Origin of the sequence: Amnibacterium sp. CER49, from assembly GCF_029846255.1 — a bacterium.
Lineage (GTDB): Bacteria > Actinomycetota > Actinomycetes > Actinomycetales > Microbacteriaceae > Amnibacterium.
Map to the genome: position 1 here is coordinate 759,957 of NZ_JARVWQ010000001.1, position 23,054 is coordinate 783,010.

At 75.0% G+C, this 23,054-nt stretch carries 22 protein-coding genes; 8 read left to right on the plus strand and 14 right to left on the minus strand.

The window, feature by feature from the left end; genetic code table 11:
* Nucleotides 1-200 precede the first annotated feature (200 nt).
* From QDR37_RS03645 to QDR37_RS03675, 7 genes are all read right to left on the minus strand, one after another.
* Complete coding sequence (locus QDR37_RS03645; RefSeq protein WP_279712210.1) at nt 201-1,400, minus strand: glycosyltransferase family 4 protein; 1,200 nt, start codon at nt 1,398-1,400, stop codon at nt 201-203.
* Nucleotides 1,397-2,866 (minus strand): hypothetical protein, encoded by a 1,470-nt coding sequence (locus QDR37_RS03650; protein ID WP_279712211.1) that lies wholly within the window; start codon nt 2,864-2,866, stop codon nt 1,397-1,399. The genes QDR37_RS03645 and QDR37_RS03650 overlap by 4 nt, the downstream gene beginning before the upstream one ends.
* An 11-nt stretch (nt 2,867-2,877) precedes the next feature.
* Nucleotides 2,878-4,305 carry a polysaccharide biosynthesis tyrosine autokinase gene (locus QDR37_RS03655; RefSeq protein ID WP_279712212.1) on the minus strand — a complete coding sequence of 476 codons (1,428 nt, stop codon included), beginning with the start codon at nt 4,303-4,305 and terminating at the stop codon, nt 2,878-2,880.
* A 185-nt stretch (nt 4,306-4,490) separates the two neighbouring features.
* The gene (locus tag QDR37_RS03660) at nt 4,491-5,168 is read right to left on the minus strand and encodes a LamG-like jellyroll fold domain-containing protein (protein WP_279712213.1); all 678 of its coding nucleotides are present in this window, start codon (nt 5,166-5,168) and stop codon (nt 4,491-4,493) included.
* A gap of 185 nt (nt 5,169-5,353) precedes the next feature.
* Nucleotides 5,354-6,547, minus strand: coding sequence for a glycosyltransferase (locus QDR37_RS03665; protein ID WP_279712214.1), 1,194 nt, complete (start codon nt 6,545-6,547; stop codon nt 5,354-5,356).
* A 239-nt stretch (nt 6,548-6,786) separates the two neighbouring features.
* Nucleotides 6,787-7,587, minus strand: a complete 801-nt coding sequence (locus tag QDR37_RS03670) for a GDSL-type esterase/lipase family protein (RefSeq protein ID WP_279712215.1) — start codon at nt 7,585-7,587, stop codon at nt 6,787-6,789.
* Nucleotides 7,588-7,665: 78 nt separating this feature from the next.
* Nucleotides 7,666-8,283 (minus strand): hypothetical protein, encoded by a 618-nt coding sequence (locus tag QDR37_RS03675; protein WP_279712216.1) that lies wholly within the window; start codon nt 8,281-8,283, stop codon nt 7,666-7,668.
* A gap of 269 nt (nt 8,284-8,552) precedes the next feature.
* Here QDR37_RS03675 and QDR37_RS03680 point away from each other — a divergent pair, with 269 nt between their 5' ends.
* Nucleotides 8,553-10,712 carry a LuxR family transcriptional regulator gene (locus tag QDR37_RS03680; protein WP_279712217.1) on the plus strand — a complete coding sequence of 720 codons (2,160 nt, stop codon included), beginning with the start codon at nt 8,553-8,555 and terminating at the stop codon, nt 10,710-10,712.
* A gap of 323 nt (nt 10,713-11,035) precedes the next feature.
* Here QDR37_RS03680 and QDR37_RS03685 read toward each other — a convergent pair whose 3' ends face one another.
* The 3 genes from QDR37_RS03685 to QDR37_RS03695 all read right to left on the minus strand — a co-directional run bounded on the left by QDR37_RS03685 (nt 11,036) and on the right by QDR37_RS03695 (nt 13,252).
* Nucleotides 11,036-11,203: a hypothetical protein gene (locus QDR37_RS03685; RefSeq protein WP_279712218.1), complete on the minus strand. Its 168-nt coding sequence runs from the start codon at nt 11,201-11,203 to the stop codon at nt 11,036-11,038.
* A gap of 157 nt (nt 11,204-11,360) precedes the next feature.
* Nucleotides 11,361-12,383 (minus strand): DUF2382 domain-containing protein, encoded by a 1,023-nt coding sequence (locus QDR37_RS03690; RefSeq protein WP_279712219.1) that lies wholly within the window; start codon nt 12,381-12,383, stop codon nt 11,361-11,363.
* 149 nt (nt 12,384-12,532) lie between these two features.
* Nucleotides 12,533-13,252, minus strand: coding sequence for an HNH endonuclease family protein (locus QDR37_RS03695; protein WP_279712220.1), 720 nt, complete (start codon nt 13,250-13,252; stop codon nt 12,533-12,535).
* Between the two features lie 242 nt (nt 13,253-13,494).
* Between QDR37_RS03695 and QDR37_RS03700 the strand changes: the two genes are divergently transcribed.
* Together QDR37_RS03700 and QDR37_RS03705 are read left to right on the plus strand one after the other, a co-directional pair.
* On the plus strand, nt 13,495-13,893 hold the full coding sequence (locus tag QDR37_RS03700) for a hypothetical protein (RefSeq protein WP_279712221.1): 399 nt from the start codon (nt 13,495-13,497) through the stop codon (nt 13,891-13,893).
* Nucleotides 13,894-13,958: 65 nt separating this feature from the next.
* On the plus strand, nt 13,959-14,960 hold the full coding sequence (locus QDR37_RS03705) for a hypothetical protein (protein WP_279712222.1): 1,002 nt from the start codon (nt 13,959-13,961) through the stop codon (nt 14,958-14,960).
* A gap of 10 nt (nt 14,961-14,970) precedes the next feature.
* Here the strand turns inward: QDR37_RS03705 and QDR37_RS03710 are convergent, their stop codons facing one another.
* The 3 genes from QDR37_RS03710 to QDR37_RS03720 form a co-directional block, all read right to left on the minus strand.
* Entirely contained in the window at nt 14,971-15,957 is a 987-nt protein-coding gene (locus tag QDR37_RS03710) for a DUF308 domain-containing protein (RefSeq protein WP_279712223.1), read from the minus strand.
* 80 nt (nt 15,958-16,037) lie between these two features.
* Entirely contained in the window at nt 16,038-16,232 is a 195-nt protein-coding gene (locus QDR37_RS03715; RefSeq protein ID WP_279712224.1) for a hypothetical protein, read from the minus strand.
* On the minus strand, nt 16,229-17,167 hold the full coding sequence (locus QDR37_RS03720) for an alpha/beta hydrolase (RefSeq protein WP_279712225.1): 939 nt from the start codon (nt 17,165-17,167) through the stop codon (nt 16,229-16,231). The genes QDR37_RS03715 and QDR37_RS03720 overlap by 4 nt, the downstream gene beginning before the upstream one ends.
* A 180-nt stretch (nt 17,168-17,347) precedes the next feature.
* Between QDR37_RS03720 and QDR37_RS03725 the strand changes: the two genes are divergently transcribed.
* Together QDR37_RS03725 and QDR37_RS03730 are read left to right on the plus strand one after the other, a co-directional pair.
* Complete coding sequence (locus QDR37_RS03725) at nt 17,348-18,820, plus strand: glycosyltransferase family 39 protein (protein ID WP_279712226.1); 1,473 nt, start codon at nt 17,348-17,350, stop codon at nt 18,818-18,820.
* Between the two features lie 137 nt (nt 18,821-18,957).
* Complete coding sequence (locus QDR37_RS03730; protein ID WP_279712228.1) at nt 18,958-19,851, plus strand: GDSL-type esterase/lipase family protein; 894 nt, start codon at nt 18,958-18,960, stop codon at nt 19,849-19,851.
* Nucleotides 19,852-19,857: 6 nt separating this feature from the next.
* On the opposite strand, the gene QDR37_RS03735 is transcribed toward QDR37_RS03730, so the two are convergent.
* A complete protein-coding gene (locus QDR37_RS03735) occupies nt 19,858-20,481 on the minus strand; it encodes a hypothetical protein (protein WP_279712229.1) in 624 nt (207 codons plus the stop codon).
* A 439-nt stretch (nt 20,482-20,920) separates the two neighbouring features.
* Between QDR37_RS03735 and QDR37_RS03740 the strand changes: the two genes are divergently transcribed.
* From QDR37_RS03740 to QDR37_RS03750, 3 genes are all read left to right on the plus strand, one after another.
* Nucleotides 20,921-21,853, plus strand: coding sequence for a glycosyltransferase family 2 protein (locus tag QDR37_RS03740; protein ID WP_279712230.1), 933 nt, complete (start codon nt 20,921-20,923; stop codon nt 21,851-21,853).
* Between the two features lie 95 nt (nt 21,854-21,948).
* A complete protein-coding gene (locus QDR37_RS03745; protein ID WP_279712231.1) occupies nt 21,949-22,398 on the plus strand; it encodes a UDP-N-acetylglucosamine--LPS N-acetylglucosamine transferase in 450 nt (149 codons plus the stop codon).
* Nucleotides 22,395-23,039, plus strand: coding sequence for a glycosyltransferase (locus tag QDR37_RS03750; protein WP_279712233.1), 645 nt, complete (start codon nt 22,395-22,397; stop codon nt 23,037-23,039). The genes QDR37_RS03745 and QDR37_RS03750 overlap by 4 nt, the downstream gene beginning before the upstream one ends.
* Nucleotides 23,040-23,054 lie beyond the last annotated feature (15 nt).

Sequence of the window (23,054 nt, forward strand, 5' to 3'; positions counted from 1 at the left end):
CCAGGAAGGCGCGCGGCGAGTCGCAGATCCCACCCAAGAGGATGTGATACGTCGCTCATCGGCCGACTCCCGCGCGCGAGCGCAGGAGGCCGGACGGCCAGGACGCGGCTCGCAGCCCTGTCTTCCCCGCGAGGGGATCCGTTCAGCGTATTGCGGAGCCCCGCGAGCGCAATCGGCCGTTGCGTACCCGGGGCGAGGGCTCAGCCGCGGGCGACGCCCGACGGGGCGGGAGCGGGACGGCCGCCGACGCGCCGCAGGAACGCCTCGTAGCGCGGCAGCACAGCAGGGATCGCGTAGTTCCGCGCGGTCTCGCGGCCGGCGGCGGCGAGGCGGGCGCGCAGGTCGGGCGATGCGGTGAGCCGCTCCATGGCGGCGGCGAGCTCGACCGGGTCGCCGACCGGGTAGAGCAGCCCGTCGACGCCGTCGTGGACGATCTCGGCGGGGCCGCCCGCGTCGGCGGCCACGACGGCGACGCCGGCGTGCATGCCCTCGACGACGACCTGACCGAAGGGCTCGGGGATGCGGCTCGTGTGCAGCAGCACGTCGGTGCCGGCGAGCACCTCCTGCACGCGTTCGGGCATGACGTGACCCGTGACGTCCACCGCGTCGGCGACGCCGAGCTCGTCGAGCAGGCGAAGCAGGCCGTCGCCGAACTCGTCCTCGCCGAAGAGCGCGCCGCCGACGATCGTGAGCCGCCCCTCCTGCCCCGTGCGCTCGCGCCAGCGGGCGAACGCCCGCACCGCGAGGTCCTGCCCCTTCCACGGGCTGATGCGGCCGACGACCGCGAACCGGACGGTGTCGGACGGCCGGTGCGGGAGCGGATCGGCCTCGTCGACCGGGCACGGCAGGGCCACGGTCCGCGCTGCCGCCCGCGCCGGGAGGGTGGCGGCGGTCGAGGCGGAGTTGGCGATCAGCCCCGCCGCGCGGTACCCGAAGACGGCGCGCAGCAGCAGGAGCGCCGGCAGCGCGTACGTGTCGCCGGTGAGGCGGTCGTGCACGTGGCAGACGAGCGGCACGCGCGCGAGCGCAGCCGCGACGGCGCCGTACAGGTGCGCCTTGGACGAGTTCGTGACCACGAGGTCGGGGCGCAGCCGCCGCAGCACGCGGCGCAGGCGCACGCCGTAGGCGAGGAACGCGAGCCCCCCGCGGAGCAGCTCGGCGATGCCCCGCTGCTGCGCGGCGACGTCGGCGGCACGCCGGTCGAGCGGCACGATCTCGACCGCCGCACCGGCGGCGCGGAGGCGGTCGGCGAGGTCGCCCGGTTCGGCCAGCACGACGGTGACGTCGAACCCGCGGAGCTTCGGAGCGACCTTGAGCAGGTTGATCTCGGCGCCGGACAGGCGGGCGACATGGTCGAGGACGACGAGGCGCGTCGGCCCCGCCGGATCGCCGGCGCTCATCGCGCGGCGGGAGCGGCTTCGGCCGGTCCGGCCTGCTGCGCGTGCCGGCCGCGGCGCGGGCGCCGCGTCAGCAGGTCGTCATCGGGCGTCCCGCCGTGGCGCACGGCGACGTCGGCGCCGAGGATCGCGAGCGTCACCCAGAACACGAGGCCCTGCTGGCCCTGGATCACCGGCGCGCTCGTCTCGGAGAGCCCGTAGACGAGCACGAGCACGAGCGGCAGGCCGCGCGCGGGGCTCGTCGAGCGCAGCGCGAAGCGCACGGAGGCGACGAGCGCGGCGACGACGAGGACGATGAGCAGCACGCCGCCGAGCAGGCCGTAGTCGATGAACTGCGACAGGTAGCCGTTGTCGGTGACCAGCGAGCCGCTCGAGCTGGAGCCCGGACCGCCGCCCCAGCTGTAGACCGCGTCGCCCGAGTTCGACAGCAGCTGCAGGCGGGCGTTGTAGGAGGTGTCCTGGCTGAGGCCGGTGACCGAGAACCGGTTCACGAGGTTCGGGTCGATGCCGGCGAGCACCGTCGGGATCGCAGCGACCCCCGCGAGGATCACGACGAGCGGCACGATGGCCCGCTGCCGGTACCGGATGATCGCGGCGATCGGCAGGGCGATCACGAGCGCGAAGACCGACGTGCGCACCGCGGTGAGCAGCAGCGGCAGTGCCATGACCGCGATCGCCGCGAGCCGCGGCAGCAGCCGGCCGGACGAGAACGCCCAGCAGGCGATGCCGACGGCGAGCACGAGCGCATACGAGAGCGGCGAGCTGAGCGGTCCGAACAGCCGGAACTGCTGCGGGACCGGCACGCCGAACGTCTGCACGCCCTGGCTGACGACGCTCTGCAGCCAGGTGAGGTCCCACCGCGGCGGCGAGACGTACTGCCAGATGCCGTAGATGCCGGCGAGCAGCGTCGTGATGCGCACGGTGGTGAGCGTCGCGCGGATGCTCCCCCGCAGCGCGGGGTGCACGAGCACGAGCGCGCAGAGCGGTGCGACCGCCTCCTCGACGAACGCGCGGACGGTGCCGAGCGACGAGTCGCCCTGGAGCAGCACGACCACGAACGAGGCGGCGACGTCGACCGCGACGACGAGCGCGATCCAGAGATGCGCCCGGTACCGCGGCTGCCACCAGAACCGCGCGAAGAGCAGCGGGACGAGCAGCAGGTACGGCGCGGCGATCAGCGGGTCGTTCGTGACGTGCCCGGCCGACCCCGCCGTGATCTTGCGCACGAGGCCGATGAACACGATGAGCGTCCACGCGGTGGGCACGACCGCCGCGGGCACCGTCGCGACGAGCACGACCGCGACCGCCCCGGCGACGATGAGGCCGACGAGGACGAGCGACGGCCGCGTCGTCGCCGCGGCGAGCACGAGGGCGGGCACCGCGACGATGCCGGCGGCCCAGACCGCCGCGGTGCGGAGGTCGAGGCCGTCGAGGCCCGGCCGGCGCCGCAGCAGGCTCGCGGACGACATGCCGGCGCCCGTCAGGAGGCGCTGCCGGGGTCGGCCTGCGCAGGCCGGACCCGGGGCGCGCCCCTGCGCGACCGCTTGCGCTGCACGTCGATGCCCTCGGCGCGCTCGAGCTCGTAGTACGCCGAGTTCGTGCCGGGCACGAACGTGGCGACGATGCCGAGGGTCTTCGCGCCGGCGCGCTCGAGCGACTGCAGCGTGGTGCGCAGCTGCGCGCGCTTCGCGCGGCGGAGGCCGGTGACGACCAGGGCGCCGGAGCACTCGCGAGCGAGCACGCGGGCGTCGGAGAGCAGTCCCGAGGGCGGGGAGTCGAAGAGCACGGTGCTGTAGCGCTGCGACAGCTCGCCGAGGAGGCGGCGCATCGCGGCGGACTGCAGCAGCTCGGCGGCGTTCGGCGGGTGGCCGCCCGCGGGCAGCACCACGAGGCCGCTGTCGCCCACGGTCTGCAGGGCGTCGTCGAGCGAGACCCGGCCGACGAGCACGTCGGTGAGACCGACGGCGCCGTCGATGCCGAGCACGTCGGCGATCCGCGGCTTGCGGAGGTCGGCGTCGACGAGCACGACGCTCTGCGCGCCGGCGAGCGAGAGGCCGAGGTTGACCGAGGTGGTCGTCTTGCCCTCGCCGGGCGCGGCGGAGGTCACGACGATCGTCTGCGCGCCCTCGGCGGTGGTGAGGTACTGCAGGTTGGTGCGCAGGTCGCGCACCGACTCGGCGTAGCTGCCGAGCGGGTCCGCGAGCACCCGGAGGGGCTGCGCGGTGACGCCGCGGTCGCGGACGATCTCGCCGACGACCGGGACCTCGGTGATCGACTGCAGCTCCTCGACCGACTCGATCTTGTCGAGCAGCAGGCGGCGGACCCCGATGAGCACCAGCGCGACGAGCAGCCCCAGGATGCCGCCGACGAGCGCGTTCAGGCCCGTGTTCGGCGAGGAGGGGGCCTTGGGGACGTCGGCGTGGGAGATGAGCACGACGGTCGGCGCCGCGCTGCCCTTCGTCGTGCTGTTCAAGGCGGTGGCGACGACGTGGCTCAGCTGCGACTCGACCTGGTCGGCGATCGCGGCGGCGCGATCCGGGGACGGGTCGCTCGCGGTGATGTTCATCACCTGGTTGTTCGTCGAGGTGCCGACGCTGATGCGCTTGGCGAGCTGGGCGGAGGTGGTGCCGCTCAGCCCGACGGTCTTGATGACGGGATCGAGCACGCGCTGGCTCGTCGCGACGGAGGCGAAGGTCTCGACGGCCTTCTGCGCGAAGGCGGCGCCGACGGCGACGTCCTGCACGCTCTGGCCGTCGCTCGCCACCTGGACCACGGCGGTCGAGGTGGCGGAGTACATCGGCTTCATCGTCAGCGACGCACCGATGCCGGAGGCGACCCCGATCAGCACGAGGACGACGGTGAGCAGCCAGTAGCGGCGGAGCAGTCGGATCAGGTCTTGCGGGCTCACGTGACCGATCCCCCTTTCATGGGAACACGGGCCGACGTATGGGTGGCTCCAGCGCCCGGGTGCGGCGCCGGACCGTCGGCCGAGGGGCCAGACTACTGGCCCCGCACCGCGCCGGTAAAGGCGTTCCCATCAGCGCGAACGGGCGTATGCGCTCCGTGCCGTCCCCAGTTCGAGGGGCATCGGGGTCACCCCTTCCGGACGGTCACGCTGTCGAGGTACCCCGTGAGCTGATCGGCGCCCGTGCCGTTCTTCGCGCCGAGGAAGACGCTGCCGGAGTTGCTGATCGAGCCGGTGGTGACCGTCTTCGTCACCGTGGCGCCGTCGGCGACGATCTGCACGGTCGTCGCCGTGCGGGTGCAGGTGATGGTGTGCCACGCCCCGGCCGACAGGGCGTTCGTGCTGGTCACGGTGCCCTCGTGCGTGGCTCCGCGGAAGTCGCAGAAGGCCTTGCCCGAGCCGAGCACCTCGACCTTCCAGCTGCCGCCGTCGGTCGTCGCGAGCCCTTTCCGCATCAGGTCGTAGTCGCCGACGCTGCTCGAGGGCCGGTTCGGGAACTTGACGTGGAGCGTGAACGAGAAGTTCGCGGTGCCGGGGTTCAGGTCGGCCGCCGACGGCACCGACACGTAGGAGGGGTGCCCGAAGAAGCCGAAGGACGAACCCGCGAAGCCCGGCTGGGCCGTCTTCACGGTGTGGAGCGTGCCGTTGTGGCCGTGGCCGGACGAGTCGGACATGGTCGTGCCGGTGTCGTTCATCCCCCACGACGCGACGGTCGCGGAGGCGGCCGAGGCGCCCTGCGCGGTGGCGAGCACGAGCGCCGGCACGGCGAGTGCTGCGGTGGCGGACATCCAACGGGTGCGGTGCATCGTTCCTCCTCGAGCGGCGCGCGCCGTGTCAGTCCCGACTGATGTAGCCGGTGCGGCGCAGCCTAGGTCGCGCCGCCGGACCTGTCGACGGATGCGCCCCGCTTTCCGGGGGCAGACGGCGGCCGGATCCGCGGAATCGCCTGGAATCGACGACGGACCAGGGCCGAAGGGCCCTGATCCTCGGCCTAGTCGGCGAGCAGGAGGTCGACGACCTGCCGCAGCCGGCCGACGAAGGCCTCGAGGGAGAAGTCCTGCGCATGGGCCACGATCGCCGCCGAGTCCCAGCGCTTCGGGAACGCCCGCACCGCCGCGGCGATGCCCGCCGGGGTGTCGTCGTCGAGGAAGCGACCGGAGACGCCCTCGTCGAGCGAGTCGAGGAAGCCGCCGGCGCGGACGAGCAGCGCGGGCGTGCCGAACACGTTCGCCTCGAGCGGCGTGAGGCCGAAGTCCTCGTGCGAGACGCTGAGCAGCGCGCGGGCGTTCGCGTAGAGCCACCGCAGCTCGGCGTCGGAGACGTCGTGCACGACCGAGACGTTCGAGGGCAGGTCGACGCCGCGCGGCGGCTCCCCGACCACCACGAGCCGCTCAGCGGGCAGCTCGGCGAACGCCGCGACGAGGCGGTCCAGGTTCTTGTAGCCGCGCCCCCGGCCGACGGTGAGGAAGTACCCGGGTCGCTGGCCGGCCACAGGGACGCGCTCGCCGGCGGGGTCGATCGTCACCGGCGGGTGGATCACGACCGCCTCGCGGCCGTAGACGGTGCGGATGCGCTCGGCCACCGAGCTGGAGTTCGCGATGTAGACGTCGGCCGTCGCGGCGGCGGCGCGGTCCCAGTGCGCGAGGAGCGGGGCGAGCAGGCGCATCGTCGCGCGGAGCACCTTCGGCTGCTCGCGGAAGTAGTCGTCGGGCTGGTACAGCCAGCGGGCGGGGTTGTGGCAGTAGACGATCTTACGGGCGTTCCCGGTGACCGGGATGCCGTGCGACCACCCGGACGAGCTGCAGATCACGACTCCGGCCGTCACCGGCGGCACGCGGCTCCAGGCGAGCGGGAACAGGGGCAGCGCCCGCCGCGGGTCGGAGCGGAACAGCTCGGACTGCTGGAGCATGGTCGTCTCGACCTGCCCCGCGGGCAGCGGGAACGTGTGCTCCGGCGTCACGACCGCGGTCACCACGCGATCGGGCAGCAGCGCGTCGATGAGCGCCGCGGCGACCCGCTCGGCGCCCCCGCGCTGCGTGAAGTAGTCGTGCGCGATCGTCAGCGGTCGCGCGTTCGGCAGCGGGGCCTCCCAGGCGCTCGGCCGGAGGCCGAAGGTGCGCTCGTCGGCCGGCTGCTCGGATCCCCCCGGCACAGCTGGTCCTACCGCGTCGATCCGGTCGCTCATCCAGGCACCATGGCCGCGAGCGCGGCGTCGTCGAGTCCGTCCGGCCGGCGCTGGGGACGGGGATGTGCTGCGTGGGACATGCAGGAGCCTGTTCGTTCGGGCCTTCGCAACCGGTGGTGGGCACGCCACCGATGCAGTGCCGATTGGGTGATCGGCATCGGGTCACGGTATCCGCTGATGCAGCGGGATGGTAGGGCAGCGCCCTGAGCCGGCCCTGTTCGCCCCCGAAGAGGGGGCTCTCAGGCGTGCGGCAGGAACGGCCGGAGCACGGCCTCGACGTGCTTCGCGAGGGCGCGCTCGTTGTCCGTCGTGAGCGAGTCGCCGTGGATCGGCGCGTTGCTCGAGGTGCCGATCCACTGCTCCTTCAGCGGGTCCACCCACGGGGCGTGCGCCGCGGCCGCCGCGCGCTGCAGCACGGCCTCGACCTGCGCGAGCCGCTGGGCGGTGCCGACACCGCGCAGCGCGGGGCCGATCACGACGATCCTCGCGTTCGGTGCGGCCGCCCTCGCGGCGTCGTACGCGCGCCCGGCGTTGCGCTGGAGGTCGCCGAGCGGCGCGCTCAGCTCGCTCGATCCGCCGAAGAACAGCACGATGTCGGCGTACCTCGGCGCGAGCGCCGCCTGCTGCCCGAACGTGCGCGCCGACTGGCCCTGCCGGATGTAGCCCGCGCCGACGGACGCCCTCGTGTCGATGCGCACGTGCAGCGCGTCGGCGACGAGCGCGGGCCAGCGCTGCGTCGCCAGCAGCTTCGAGCCGGTGTCGGCGGTGGTGTCGTCGCTGACCACCCAGATCACCGGCGCGGGCGCCGTCGGCGTCGGGAACGGCGGGGGCGTGTAGTGCTTCGCGGCACGGGTCGCGGCCTGGCTCTCGTCCGCGGCGCGCACGGCGCCGATGCCGGCGAGCACGCCGCAGAGCAGCACGAGCACCGCGGCGATGCCGACGCGCAGCAGCGTGGCGGAGCGCGGGTTCGGGCTGTGGGAGGCGCCCGCGGCGAGCGGGTCGTCCGGCGGTCTGCCGTCGCCCTGGTGTCCGTGGTCCATGTCCGTCCCCCTCACCGTGCCAGCGCGGAGATTCTGCCCGCCATGCGCCGGGAGCAGAAGGGGCTACCTAGACGGCCGTCACAGCTCGGCGTCGTCGCGCAGGGCCGCGAGGCCCACGAGGCGCGCGAGCCCGACGGTGACCGCGGCCCCGATGAGCAGCACCAGCGGCAGCCACTGCAGGTCGCTGACGGCGATGCCGCCCGGCACCGCGAGCGCGTAGACGAACAGGGCGAGCTCGGTGATGAGGAACGCCGCCGCGAGCGGTCGCGTCTGCCGCACGGTGAGCTCGCGCCTGGAGTACTCGCGGAACTTGTCGCGGAACGCGATCCAGAGGAACGCGGCGTTCGCGATGGCCGCGATCACGTAGAGGATCCACGCTGCGGCGATCTTCTCCCCGGAGGTGGACGGATCCCGCACGAGGTTCACCGCCGCGACGCCCGCGAGGTAGATGGTGAGCGCCTCCGAGGGGATGTACGACACGAGCGCGCGCAGGGCGCTCGTCTCGCCGGAGGACACGAGCGCGCCGGGCTCGACCTGCGGCACGAGCGGCTGGGCGACGCCCTGCTGCTCGCCGCGGGTGCTGCCGGCATCGAGCACCACGGGCTCGGGGTCCGTGCGGGCGGTGCGCTGCACCGGCACGCCGAGCGACTTCGCGGTGACGAGCGCGGCGATGCGGCCGGCGGATCTGGCGCTCATCGGACGATCCGGGATCGGGGACGCGGCATGACGGCTCCTCCTGTCGGTCGAGCCCGGAGGCGGACGGGCCGAAGGGTGTGACCGGCCCCTCCGCGGCCATTCGACAGGAGCACGGCTGCGCACGCGCTGCGAGTTCGCCGATGTCGCACCCGGACGAGGCCGGACGCCGAACCGACCTCTGCGTTGCGCGATCTGAACCCATGGCTTCCATTCGGTGGCCAGGAGGTGTCAGGGTGGGGTACCCCAACCCCCGGTCTCGGAGCACACCCATGCCCCAGGACGCCGCCTCCCCCGCGCGTACCCGCAGCGCCGCGAAGCCCGCCGGCGCCGCTTCGCCGAGCCCGCGCACGAGCCCGTTCCGGCTCGAGCCGCGCCCGTTCGCGAAGCTCGTCGAGGAGCTGCTCGGGGCGCCGGTGGAGTCGGGCGCGGCCCTCGTGCTGCTCGACCGCACCGGCGGCTCCCCCGCCGCGCTGCGCGAGCTGGTCGAGACGTCGCCCGAGACGTTCCGGGTCGTCGACGGGCTCGTCCGGCTCGCGGCGGCACCGCCGCTGCCCCCGTCGCTCAGCGCGGACCTCCGCGCGCGGTTCGCCGCGCTGCCCGAGCCCCAGCAGGAGGCGGTGCGGCTCGTCGCCGCGGCCGGTCGCGTGCCCGCCGCCGTCGCATCCCGCGTCGCGGTGGACGAGCCGGTCCCCGACTGGCTCGTCACGGACCCGGCCGGCACCGTCCGGCCCGCCGGCGGCGGGATCGCCGAGGTCGCGCTCGACGGCGTGCCCCGCGACGAGCGGCAGCGCCTGCTGCACCTGCTGCTCCGCGTGGCCGCCGGCCTCGACCGCCTGCGCACCGACGCCGAGCGCATCGCCGTCACCGGCTGGCGGCTCGAGCTCGGCGAGCCGCTGCCCGTCGACGAGGCGATGCTCGTCGCGAACCTCCCCGCCGCCCCGCCCGTGCTGCGGGAGCGGCTGCTGCTCTCGGCGATCGACACGGGTGGCGGCACCGCGGCGCGGCTCGCGCTCGCCGAGCATCGCGCCCGGCGCGGCGACCTCGACACGGCGTCACGGCTCGTGGAGGAGACCGGCGGCACGGATCCGTCCGGCCCCGCCGCCGCGGTCGGCCTGCAGGCGACGCTCGTCGGGCTCGCCCGACGCCGGCCCGCCGCGGCGCTCACGACCCTCGACCTGGCGCTGCGCACCCGCCCCCGCGACCCCGAGCTGCTCGCCGCGCGCATCCCGCTGCTGCTCCTGCAGCGACGCCTGCAGGACGCGCTGCTGCTGTCGGCGACCCTCGCCGGACGGCGCTCCGGCACCGCCGGGGTGCGCGCCGGCATCGCCGAGGTGGCTGCGCGGATGCTCCGCGGCGACGAGACCCGCGCTCGGGCCGCCGCCGAGGCGCTGCGGCCGCTCGCGGCGGCGCTCCCCGGTGGCGACGCGGCGCTGCTCGACTGGGCGGAGGCGGCGATCCCCCTCCTCGTCACCCTCGACCTCCGCGCCGCGACCGCCCGCGCGGAACGCGCGTACGACCGGGCGCTGCTCGCCGGCCGTCCCGAGGTGCGCGCGCCGTTCGCGCACCTGCTCGCCCGCTGCCGGCTGCTCGCCGGCGACCCGGGCCGGGCCGTGCACCTGCTCCGCGAGGCGGAGTCCGCACCCGGGCTCTGGCGCGATGCGGCGCTGCCGCTGCTCCTCGCGACGCTCGTCGAGGCGCTCGTGCTCGCCGGTCGCGGGGACGAGGCCGAGGAGGTGTTCGAGCGGCTGCTCCCCCTCGAGCGGCCGCCGGCGTTCGCCGGCGCGGTCGACCTCGCCGAGGCGGCGCTGGCCGCAGGGCGGGGCGAGCACCGCGACGCCGCCGCGCTCGCCACCCGCGTCGCACGGCGCGCATCCGCGGACGGAGCGGCGTCCGAGGCCTTCAGCGCGCTGCACGCGGCGCTCCGCTACGGCGACGGGGACGCGGCGCGGCGCATCCTCGAGCTCGGCGCGGTGCCGCGCGGCCCCGGCCGCGACGTGCAGCGCGACCACGCCCGCGCGATCCTCGACGGCGACCCCCGCGAGCTCGAGCGGGTGGCCCGGCGGTACTGGGACCAGGGCCTGGGGCTCTTCGCGACCGAGCTCGCCGCCACCGCGGTCGAGCGGCACGGCGCGTTCGACATCCGGGCCGCGCACGCCGCAGCCGCCCGCGCGAGGATCTGGCGGGACGCGCTGCCGACCCTCGCGGCGCCGGTCGTGGCGGCCGCGCCGCCGGCGCTGACGCTGACGCCCCGGGAGCGCGAGACCGCGCGGCTCGCGGCGACGGGCCTCACCGACCGCGACATCGCGGAGCGGCTCGGCATCTCGGTGCGGACGGCGCAGACGCACCTCGGCCGCGCCTACGGCAAGCTCGGCGTGCACAGCCGCAAGGAGCTCGCGCCGCTGCTGCCGCGGGTCGAGCGCGCGTCCTGACTCGGGGCGCTCCCCCACCGATGCGGTTCGGCGGCGTGCGCGCACCGGAATCGATCCGGAGGCGGGATCCGCTGCTGCGGACCGAAACCGTGGCGGCGACGCGGCGCCCAGAACTCAGGCTTCTCGGTCGAAGGGGCAGCGATTGAGGACCGGCGGTCCTGAATCGCGGCTCGCGTCCTGGATCCCGGCGCTCGCCACCGATTCGGTTCAGCGGCGTTCTCGCACCGGATCCCTTCCGAAGGCGGAATCCGGTGCTGCGGACCGGATCGGTGGCGGCGCGGAGGGCCGGCTGACGGCGCCGGCCCTCGGCGCAAGCGGAAGGACTAGCGGACGGAGACGGGCGCGCGGCCCGCGGAGACGTCCCGCAGGAAGACGGCGTCCTGGTGCTTGACCTCGCCGATCTTCGCGGCGCGGCCGATGAGCAGCGCGAGCACGATCGAGACGAGCGTCCAGACGGCGACGACGGCGCCGATCACGGTGAGCGCGAGCATGAGTGGATCCCCCAATCCGGTGGGCCGGGTAGCCCTAGCGGCATCGTCGCAGGCCTCGTGACGCCCCCGAAATCCCACGAACGGGGGTCCCGGACAGGGATCGGCGCCGGCCCCGCGGGTGCGGAACCGGCGCCGATCGCCGTACGGGAAGGACCGATCAGAGGCGGTCGCCTCGGCCGGCGTTCCCGCCGATGCCGTCGCCGTCGGTCTCGATCTCCTCGTGGGCCACGTCCTCCGTGACCTGGCGGTTCTCGGTGACCTGCTCCTTGCTGAGGCGGACGCGCTCGACCGGCACGGTCTCCTTGTTCACGACGGGTCGCTCCTCGTTGAGGACGACCTCGTGCTCCTCACCGCTCAGCTCGGGGCCGTCGTAGGCGTCGCCGCGGTTCGCGTCGGTGATGGGCTCGCGGTCGAGGCGGACCTCCTCGCGCGAGACCGGCACGTTCACGGACTGCTGCTCGGTCACGACGTACTTGCGGAGCCGCGCGCGACCCGCCTGCGTCTGCTCGGTGCCGACGTTCAGCCGCTGCTCGGAGCGGGTCATCGCGTCGTCCGTGGTCGGGCCGGAGGTGTCGTAGCCACCCGCGCGGTTGCGGTCGGTGGCGTCCCGGTCGAAGTCCGCGCCGCGATCGGTGCCGCGGTCGAAGCCCGCGCTGCCGCCGGCGAAGCCGCCCGTGGTCCCGTCGCTGTCGTACGCGGTGTCGTCCGCGCCGGTGCGGGAGCGGTCGTACGAGTCGCCGAGGCCGGTGGTGCCCCGGTCGGTCGTGCCGCGGTTCATGGTGCCCCGGTCCGCGCCGCCGACCGTGGTCGTCGTGCCGGCGTCGGTCGTCGAGCCGGTGGTGCCGCCGCCGAACGAGGACCCGCCGTGGTTGTGCACGCCGTAGAACTCGTAGAGGCGCTCCTGCTCCTCGGGCGAGATCTCGGCGTCGGGGTCGACGCGCGGGGCGTCCTTCACCTGCGCCTTGTCGACGGCGACGTGCAGCACGTCGTCGTCCCAGTTCGCGTTGTCGAGAGGCACGAGCGTCTCGTGGGTGCCGAAGAGGCCCGTCTTCACGCTCGCCCAGGTCGGCTGCTCCGTGTCGGAGTCGATGTAGACCTGGCTGACCTTGCCGATCTTGTCGTTGTCGCTGTCCACGGCTTCCGAGCCGATGATCCGATCGATGTCGCGCGTTGCGATCATGAGTTCCTCCTTCTCGCAACTGGTCGTTGCAGCCCAGAACCTTTCCGAACACCCCTTGACAGCGCTTGGGTGCGCCTGGTGAACACGCCCGGCACGAGTTGAACGCCGGCTGGGTGCGGGGGCGCCCGGGGCTGAGATCGGGGGCGCCGTCAGCGCGCCAGGGCGGAGCGCGGCGCCGGTGTCGACGGGCAGTGCGCGAGCACCTGCTGCATCGCGTCGCGCTCCGCAGGGGTGACCCAGAGGGCGTACGCGGCCTTCACCGCGACCTGGTGCGCGACGTAGGTGCAGCGGAAGGCGCGGTTCGGCGGCAGCCAGCTCGCGGCGTCCGCATCGCCCTTCGCCTGGTTCGTCGGGCCGTCGACCGCGAAGAGCTCGATGGGGTCGTTCGCGAGCCGCTCGCGCTGCGCCTGCGACAACCGCTGCGCGCCGGTCCGCCAGGCCGCGGCGAGCGGCACGACGTGGTCGATCTGCACCGCCTCGCTCGTCCGCGCGCCGCGGACGAAGTCGATGACGCGCTTCGTGTACGGGTCCGCGAGCACACCTGAGCGCACCCTGCAGCCCGTGGCCCGGATCCGCGTCAGGTCGCGGCGCAGCACGTCGTCGCGGGTGTCGCAGCCGTTGCGGTCGACGTCGAGCCAGGCGGCGCCGAAGTCGCGGACGCGGTCGTAGCCCGTGAGCGGGGCCTTCCCCCGCACGGGCAGGGTCGCGAGCAGGGCGAGCGCGGTACCGGCGGACGGCGCGACGGACGGGGTGGTGGCGCTCCCGCTCGTGCGCGAGAGCGACGAGAGCGCCCCGATCGCGACGACCAGGACGGCGACGAGCAGCACGAGCCCGACCGGGGCCGCGCCTCGGCTCCCCCGTCGCGCCACGGCGCCTCCGTCCCCTCGGCCTACGGTCGCCGGGCCCGACCGTAGGCCGGATCCGCGGCGGAGCGCCGCCGACGCGCCGCCTCCCGCTCGGACAGGATCCGGGCGGGCTCCGACACCCCGGGCGGACGTTCCGGCCCGCCTCGCCGGGACCCTCCCTGGATCGGAGCGAGGGGCGCGACACGCGCGGAATCGTCCTGGCGCGCCTCCCCGGCGGCGCCCGGGCGCCGATCTACCGTGACCGCGTGAAGCGACGGACACGGTTCGGCGGACCCCAGCTCCTCGCGGTCGGCATCGCCGCCGCCCTCCTGGCCCTCCTCCTCTGGCCGCGGCACGTCGACGGGCCGATCGGCTGGCTGGTGCAGGTGCAGGGCACGGATGCGCCGCTCACGTGGGCCCTCGAGGACCTCGGCGAGGTCGCCGTGTTCGCACCGCTCGGCTTCGCGCTCTCCTGGTGGACCCGCCACCCCGGCTACGCCGTGCTCGCCGGCGCCGCGCTCGCCGCCGTATGCGGCATGGCGCAGCACCAGGTCGCGGGCGTCCCCGCCTCCCTGCTCGACGTCGCGCTCGGCGCGCTCGCCGCCGCGGGCGGCGCGGTGCTCGCCGTGGCGCTCGGCCGCGCCCGCTCCTCGGCGACCGCCTGACCGTGCAGCGCCCGTCCGGCGCCCCGCGCCCGCCCGCAGGTCCGGCCGCTCCGGGGCACTCCCCCGTGCGCGCCGACCGGGGCCGGCACGCCGCCGAGGCGCCCGCGGCCGTCCGGGACCTGCACGCCGTGCTCGAGCGGGATCGCGCGCTGCGGCCGCATCCCGCCCTCTCGCCGGCTCCGTCGCGGCCGCGACCGCTCGCCGGCGCGCCCGTCGGCGTCTCGACGAGGACCCTGCCGGTGCAGCCGGCCGCCCGGCCGCGCGTCGTGGCGCCGATCGCGCCGCCCGCCGACGATGACCTGCCCGCGCGCGGTCCCTGGCTGCGCCGCGCGCTGCTCGCCGGCATCGCCCTCGCGGTCGCCGCGGTCATGGTCGCCGCCCCCTCGCTCGGCGCCGAGCCCGCGCCGACGCACGTCGCGGTCGAGCGCGCCGTCGACTCGACCGTCCTGGCCACGGGTCAGCACACCTACGAGCTGCTGCAGCACGCGGCGCCCTCCATGCCGGTGCAGTGGCTCGCCTGCCGCCCGATCGAGTACCGGATCAACCCCGCCGGCGAGCCCGCGGGCCTGACTCCCGTCATCCGTCGGGTCATGGCCGACATCGGTGCGCAGACCGGCGTGACCTTCACCTACGCGGGCGCGACGACCCACACCTTCGACTCGACCTGGTTCTCCCGCACCGACCCGACGCTCTACTTCTCCTTCACGGACGCCTCGACCACCGCGGGCCAGCACTTCGCGTGGCCCGGCGAGGTCGGCGTCGGGGGCCCCGCCGCGGCCTGGCTGCGCACGGGCAGCAGCACCTTCGAGGCCATCACCTACGGCCGCGTGCTGCTCTACACGGGCTTCCACGGCGCCGGCACCGGCGCCGGCGCCACCTGGCAGTCCCTCATCACGCACGAGGTGGGCCACGCGCTCGACCTCGACCACCGCACCTCCACGGCCGACGCCATGTACCCGAGCCTCACCGCCGCCTCCCCCGGCCGGTTCAGCCCCGCCGAGGTGAAGGCGCTGAGGGCGGTGCTGCAGCGCCAGGGCTGCGACTACCGCGCCTTCGCGCGGCTGTGAGCGCCGCGGCCTACTCGGCGCTGTACGAGCAGTAGACCGTCGCGTAGGACGACGGCTGCACCGTCTTCGTCACGACCGTGCGCCCGTCGACCGCGATGCTGCAGGTGAGCGGGGTCGTCGCGTCGGAGGTGCTGCCCGTGATCGTGAAGTTCGCGTACGAGCCGGCGTCGGCGATCGCGACCGTCTGCGTGCGCGAGTGCGGCAGCGCCACGTCCTGCTCGCGGCTCGAGCCGAAGCGGTGGTTCGCGTAGGCGTCGTAGTCGACGTTCGCGCCGGATCCGCCGCCGGACAGCGAGTAGCGGACCGTGTGGCGCCCCGCTGTGAGCGAGGGGCCCGTGGCGTTCGCGCCGAACGAGCTCGAGAAGGTCGGCGCCGGGGCGGCGCTCGCGCCCGCCGACGGCAGGCTGCTCGAGTACGAGGAGCCCCGCGAGGCGCCGAGCGCGATCAGGAACACGCTGATGGCCGAGACGATGATCGCGACGAGCAGCCCGACCGCGCCGAGCACGAGCCCCCAGATCGCCGCGATGCGCGGCCGGTCCTTCGCGGTGAGCCCGACGATGCCGAACACGATCGCGGCGAGCGCGATGAGCACGGCGAGGAAGCTGACGAAGGGGACGAACCCGAGCACGAGCCCGACGATGCCGAGGATGAGCGCGGTGACCCCGAGGGCGTTGCGCGCCCGCTGCTCGGGGCCGCCGGGGAACGCGCCGGGGGGCAGCGCGCCGCCGGGCGGTGGGAAGGCGGCTCCCCCGCCGGGGGGCAGCGCGGCGCCGGGAGGCGGGAAACCCTGGGGGCCGCCCGGCGGCGGGAGCGCGGTCGCACCGCCCGGGGGCGGGAACGCGGCCTCACCGGCGGGACCGTCGGTGAGGGGTGTCGTCGACGGCGGGAAGGCGGCGGATCCGGTCTCGTCGGCCGGCCGGCCCGCGGGGCGCGCGGGCGCGGGACGGCGCTCCGCGCTCTCACCGCCGGGGTGGGCCCAGGGGTCCTCGGTCGACATCGATGCCTCCGTCTCGTCGGCGGGGAGCCTAGCGACGGCCCGTGGCCGCCGGGGTGCGATCTCCCCAGGCGCCGGGGGCGCTAGCGGCGACGGGTGCGGCGCAGCGCGAGCACGATGCAGAGCAGGGCCACGACGAGCAGGCTCGCCCCCTCGAGCTGCGGCAGCAGCTGCTGCTGCGCCAGGCCGGTCAGGGTGAGGAAGGCGCCGGCGACGGCGAGCAGCACGAGCACGACGACGAGCGCGCGCACCCGCCCGTCGCGCGGCCGCCGCGTCACAGGCCCTCGGCGAGGAAGTCGAGCGACCGGCTCACCTCCGGCATCGACCGCACGGGCGGCAGGTTGAGGTGCCCGTGGAGCATCCCCTCCGCGACCGTGGTCTCGACGGGTACCCCCGCCTCGGTCAGCTGCTCGGCGAACAGCTCGCCCGAGGAGCGCAGGTCGTCGTACTCGCTGACGACGATCCGCACGACCGGCAGCCCGGTGAGGTCCGCGAGGCCGGGCATGAGGTTCGAGGGGATGTCCGTGATCCGGCCGAGGTAGGCGCGGGTGATCTCGGTCGTCGAGCGGGCGGTGAAGCGGAGCATCGCCGGCAGCCGCCGCATCTCGGCGGCGAGGTCGTCCTGCAGCGCGGGGTTCGGGAAGTGCAGCGCCGGGTAGGCGAGCAGCAGCGCCGAGGGCATCCGGCCGCCCGCGTCGCGCTCGCGGAGGACCGCGGCGGCCGCGAGGTTCGCCCCCGCGCTCGCCCCGCCGATGCCGAGCCGCGCGGGGTCGAGGCCGAGCTCGTCGGCCATGCCGGCGAACGCCTCCCAGGCGGCCACGACGTCGTCGAGCGGCACCGGGTAGCGCACGGTCTCGGTCGCGAGCCGGTACTCGACGCTCGCGACGACCGCGCCGCGGCGGGCCGCGATCTCGGCGCCGACGACGTGCGCCTCCGGCATGTCGAGGTCGCCGCCGATGAAGGCGCCGCCGTGCGCCCAGAGCAGCCCGGGCACCCGACCGTCGACGTCGCGGGGGCGGTAGAGCCGCAGGCGCACGGGACCGTGCGGGCCGTCGATCCGCCGCTCGGAGACCTCGACCGACGTGGGTAGCGCGTAGTCGCCGTAGGGCGCGAAGAACGAGGCGGCCTCCTCCGGCAGCGTGAGCCAGTCCTGGTCGGCGGGCAGGTCCTGCAGCAGCGGCAGGCGGGCGGCGATCGCCGGGTGCACGGGCACAGGGTCTCCTTCGCGGGCGGGACGGTGCGGATCCATCCTGCCGCGGCACGGGCACGGGTCCGGTATCGGTGAGCGCCCGCAGGAGCGCTGCGCCGGCGCGGCGGACGCCTCGACGCGAGAACCGGCACCGCTCGCGTTTCCTCCCTCTAACGGGGGCCACGTGATGGCAGAGTTCGGCCGGTGACTGCCGCCGCCCCGACGCTCGCCCAGCCATCCGTCGCCGCCGTCCGGGCGGTTCCGGCATGGGCGACCCCCGTCGCGGTCGGTCTCCTCGGTGCTCTCGTGGGTGTCGCCTTCACCTGGGTCCCCTACGGCTGGTCCGACGAGGTGGCCACGCAGACGCTCGTCACCCGCCCGCTCGGCAGCTTCCTGAAGACGGTGACGCTGCACGTCGATGCCGTGCACGCCACCTACTACCTCGCCATGCGCCTCTGGGCCACGATCTTCGGCTCGAGCATCGTGGCGCTGCGCATCCCCAGCGCGATCGCCGTCGGCGTGGCCGCGGTCGGCGTGCACCGCCTCGGTGCACGCCTCGCGGATCGCCGCGTCGCGCTCATCGGTGCGCTGCTCTTCCTGACCGTGCCGATGACCATGTGGGCCGCGGGCGAAGCGCGGTCGTACAGCTTCTCGATGGCGGCCGCCGTATGGCTGACCGTCCTGCTCATCTGGGCGGCCGACGGTCCACGGCGGCGGTGGATCGCCTACGCGGCCGCGGCCGCCGCATCCGCCTACCTGTTCCTGTACCTACTGCTCGTGGTCCTCGCGCACGCCGTGACGGTCCTCCTGTCGGCTCGGCTGCGACGCAACCTGATCCGGCTCCTCGTCGCCGACGGCGCAGCGGCGCTCGCGGCTGCGCCCCTGGTCCTGCTCGCCTCCCGCGAGCAGGACCAGGTCGGGTGGATCTCACCGCTCGGCCCGCAGACGCTCGGTCAGATCGCTGCCGAGTGGTTCGTGGGGTCGTACTGGTACGAGGGGGTCGCCTGGCTGCTGGTCATCGCCGGGGTCGTGGTGCTGGTGATGCGACGAAGCGGCCCGTCGTCACGGGAGGCGCTCCGGGTGCTCCTGCCGTGGCTGGTGCTGCCGACGCTCGTCCTCGTGCTCGGAAGCGCGCTCGGCAAGCCGATGTACGTGCAGCGGTACGCCCTGATGTCCCTGCCGGCGGCCGCCCTGCTCATGGGTGCGGCCGCGAACCGGCTGAAGCGGGCCTCCGCGCTCGCGGTCGTCGTCCTGGCCGCGCTCTGCGCGCCGGTGTACCTGCACCAGCGGGCACCGCTCGTGAAAGGCGTCGACTGGGGTGAGGACGCCGCGTTCGTCGCGCAGCACAGGACGTCGCAGGCGGGCTTCTACTTCGCCGATCCGTCAGCCGCGCGGGCGCCCCGCCAGATGCTCGGGGAGTACGCCGCGACGTTCTCCGGGATGGCCGACATCGGGGTCTGGAGGACGGGAGCGAAGCGGCACCGCATCTGGGACTCGGAGGTGACGCCACGCACAGCGGCGGCGCGCGCAGCCGGTCTTCGCACCGTGATCGTCATCGGCGACCGGGAGCCCAGGGTGGAGTTCGTGCGGGCCGTCGCCGCCTTCGAGCACGCCGGGCTCCGGGTCGAGGCCTCCGGCTGGTTCCCATGGACGCGAGCCGTCGTCCTCGCTCGCTGACCACCTCGCGAAGCCGCCCGTCGGCCGTCACCTGAGCTCGATCGGCGCCACCCGGGGAGCCGGCCGGTCCCGCGCCCGGCTCGCGGGCGCACCGGGGACCGCGCAGCGCGGGCCTCGAACGCGGGGAGGATTGCACGATGCGGGGGCGTCGGGTGCGGATGGTGGCCGTCGTGGCCGCCGTCGCGGGGCTGCTCGCGGGGTGCGCGCCCGCGCGGCAGGCGCCCGCCGCCGCGCCCTCGGCGAGCGCCACCCGCGCGCCGAGCCCGAGCCCCACACCGACCGCGGGCGGCAGCGGATCCCGGATCACGGTGGCAGCGCTCGGCGACTCGCTCTCCACCGGCTTCGACGCCTGCGACCACTACGGCGACTGCCCCGCGGCATCGTGGTCGACGGGCACCGACGACACCGTGCACAGCATCGCGACCCGGCTGCGGGAGCAGACCGGCGCGCGGGTGATCGTGCACGACGACGCCCGCGCCGGCGCCGCCGTCGACGACCTGCCCCGACAGGTCGACCTCGCGATCGCGCAGCGGCCCACGCTCGTCACCCTGCTGATCGGCGGCAACGACGTCTGCCGCGCGACGCTGCCGGACATGACGCCCGGCGCGACCTTCGCCGCGATCGCAGCAGGGCAGCTGCGGCGGCTCGCCGCCGCCCTGCCGGACGCGACGATCCTCGTCGCCTCGGTGCCCGACGTGACCGACCTGCTGCCCGTCGCCGCGCCGATCTCGACCGCGCGGTTCCTCTGGAGCACGCTCGGCGGCTGCGGCACCGTGCTCGACGCCCCGCTCGCCACCGACCCGGCGGCCGAGCAGCGCCGCGCGGCCGTCCGGCAGCGGATCGCCGACTTCGACGGCGCGCTCGAGTCCGCCTGCGCCTCGATCAGGACCTGCGTCTTCGACGGCGGCGCGCTGCACGACTACCAGCCGACCGTCGCGCAGCTGTCGCCGCTCGACTACTTCCACCCGTCCGTGGCCGGCCTCCGCGAGATCGCCGCGCTCGAGTGGGCGGCGCTGCAGCGCCGCACCTGATCCGGGTCAGCCGCGCAGCAGGGCGGTGAACGCCGCCGCGACCTGCTCGGTCGTGCTGCGCACCGTCTCGACCGCCGCGAGGTGCTCCGGCTCGGGCAGCCCGTGGCCGTCGACGATCGTCAGCGGATCCTCCGGTGGCACGGGCTTCTGGAACCAGCGCCGCTTGACCGGCTCCAGCGGCGGCATCGGCGCGAAGCCGCGCACCGAGTGCAGCGCCCGCGCGAGCGCCTCGAGGTCGGCCACCGGCGTCGTGCCCCGCTCCTGCAGCACCGACGCGAGCGCCGCGGCCTCGCGGAGCGTGAACACCTTCGCCTGCGACCCCGGCGCGAGCCGGGCGATGGCGGACCGCTGCTCCCGCTCCATGGTGAGCACGAGGCCGGCGTGCTCGACGAGCCGCCGCGTCACGGGCTGCGAGCGGTGCGCCTCGGCGTACGCCGCGTCGCGCTGCGGATCCGGCAGCACCGACGCGGACACCGGGCACATGGCCCAGCCCTCCTCCGTTCGGGTGCCTGCGCTCTCGACGAGGGGGGCGACGGACGCCGGAAGACGGTCCTGCAGCACGCGCTGCGCGAGGGGCGAGCGGCAGACGTTCGCGGTGCACACCACGAGGAGCCGCGCCGGCTCCGTCATGCCCGGGCTTCGGAGGGAGCGACGGTCGGCATCGGACGAAGCCTATCGGCCGGGGTACCCCGAAGACGGGATGGTGGCGCCCCTGCCACGCGCGACAGCATGAGCCCTGATCCTCCGGGGATCCCCACGGACCGCCACCCATCGGCCCGTCCCCGCCCGGATCCCTCCCCCGCCCACCTGCACCCGACAGGCAGCCATGACCCCACCCACGGTCTCCCCGCACCCGCGCCGCGCGAACCCGCGTCGGCGCTCCGCGACTCCGCCGGCTCCCGCGCCGACGCTCGCCCGCTGACGGAGCGGGCCGCTCCCGGCCCCCGTCCTCCCGCCTGCGCCCCGCCTCGGCGCGGCGTCCTCAGGCGTCCCTCCGCCGACCCGCCTTCCCCCCGACCCGATCCTCCCTCCCCGTCCGCCGCACCCCGGCGGAGAAACGAGTCCCCTCATGTCGCAGCCCTTCTCATCGCCGGCACCGGCCGTCGGCGTCGTGATCGCCACCCGCGGCCGGCCGCAGCTGCTCCGAGCCGCGGTGCGCGCCGCCCTCCTGCAGGACCACGAGGGCGAGGTGCAGGTGACCGTCGTCTTCGACCAGGTCGAGATCGACCGGCTCGAGGACGTGCTCGTCCCCGAGGGCCGCACGCTCCGCACGATCGCGAACACCCGTTCGCCGGGCCTCGCCGGCGGCCGCAACAGCGGCATCCTCGCCACCGGGACCGAGCTCATCGCCTTCTGCGACGACGACGACGAGTGGCTGCCGAACCGCCTCTCGGCGCAGCTCGACGCGTGGCGCGCCGACCCCGATGCGGCGATGATCGCGAGCGGCGTGCGCATCGAGTCCGCCGGCGGCTCGCACGTGCGGCTCCCCCCGGCCCGCGCGACGTTCACCGACTTCCTCGACTCGCGGATCACCGAGATCCACCCGTCGACGTTCCTGCTGCGGCGCGCCGACCTGCTCGGTCAGATCGGCCTCGTCGACGAGGTGCTGCCCGCCTCGTACGGCGAGGACTACGACCTGCTGCTCCGCGCCACGCGCGTCGGCCACGTCCGCAGCGTCGTCGAGCCGCTCGTCGTCGTGAACTGGAAGCGCACCTCGTTCTTCTCCGGCCGCTGGCAGGGCATCGCCGACGGGCTGTCGTACCTGCTCGTCAAGTTCCCCGAGTTCGCCGACGCCCGGCAGGGCACCGCCCGGATCGCCGGCCAGATCGCGTTCGCGAACGCCGCCCTCGGCCACCGCCGCGAGGCGCGCCGCTGGGCGCGCGACGCGATCCGCAACGACCGCCGGCAGCTGCGCGCCTACGCGGCGCTCGCGATCAGCGCGGGGCTCGCCCCGGCGCCCCTGCTCGTCGACCTCGTCAACCGGCGCGGCCGCGGCCTGTAACCCGTCCGTCCCTCCCGCTCCGGACCGACTCCCCACCGGTCCGGCCCCAACCCCTCGCCATCCACTCCCCGCTACCCGAAAGCACCCCTCCCCCCATGAAGATCCTCCTGGTCGCCTCGACCGGCGGACACCTCGCGCAGCTGCTCACCATGCGCGAGTGGTGGTCCCAGCACGAGCGGCACTGGGTGACGTTCCAGAAGCCCGACGCCATCGCGGCGCTCGAGGACGAGGCCGTCACCTGGGCCCACCACCCCGTCACCCGCAACCTCCCGAACGCGATGCGCAACCTCGGCCTCGCGGTCACCACCCTGCGGCGGCTGCGGCCCGACGTGGTCGTCTCGACCGGCGCGGGCGTGAGCCTGCCGTTCTTCGTCGTCGCGCGACTGCTGCGCATCCACACCGTCTACCTCGAGGTGTTCGACCGCATCGACAGCCCGACCCTCACCGGCCGGCTCTCCTACCCCATCTCCGACGCCATGTGCGGCCAGTGGCCGCAGCAGCGCGCCATCTACCCGGAGGCCCTCGTGATCGGACCCGCGCTGTGACCCGCCGCACGCTCGTCGTGTCGGCCGGCACCGACCACCACCGCTTCGACCGCCTGATCGACTGGGTCGAGGACTGGATCATGACCCGCGGCGCCGATGTCGAGCTGTTCGTGCAGCACGGCACGTCGCGCGCCCCCGAGTACGGCGAGGGCGTCCCGATGCTCTCGCAGGAGCAGATGCTCGAGCGCTACCGCGGCGCCGACCTCGTCGTGACGCAGGTCGGGCCCGGCTCGATCCTCGACGTGGCGGCCGCCGGCCGCATCCCGATCGCGGTGCCGCGGCGCCCCGACCTCGGCGAGCACGTCGACAGCCACCAGATCGTCTTCGGGCGGTTCATGGCCAGCACCGGCGACGCGATCCTCGCCGAGGACGAGCCGACCTTCTTCGACGCACTCGACGCGGCGTACGCCGACCCCGCCTCCGTGCGGCGGGTCCCCCGCGCCGGGAACGTCGACGAGACCGCCCGCGAGCTCGGCCGGGTCGTCGAGGACGTGCTCTCGCGGCCCGCCGGCTTCGTCAACTGGTCGCGGCTGCGCCGCGGCAGGGGCGCCGCCCGCCCGCTCGGCAAGCGGCAGCCCGCCGCGGTGCCCGTGCCGATCGCGCTCCCCGTCCCCCTGGACGCCGTGCCCCAGGCGCGCTGATCCCGGCCGGCCGCG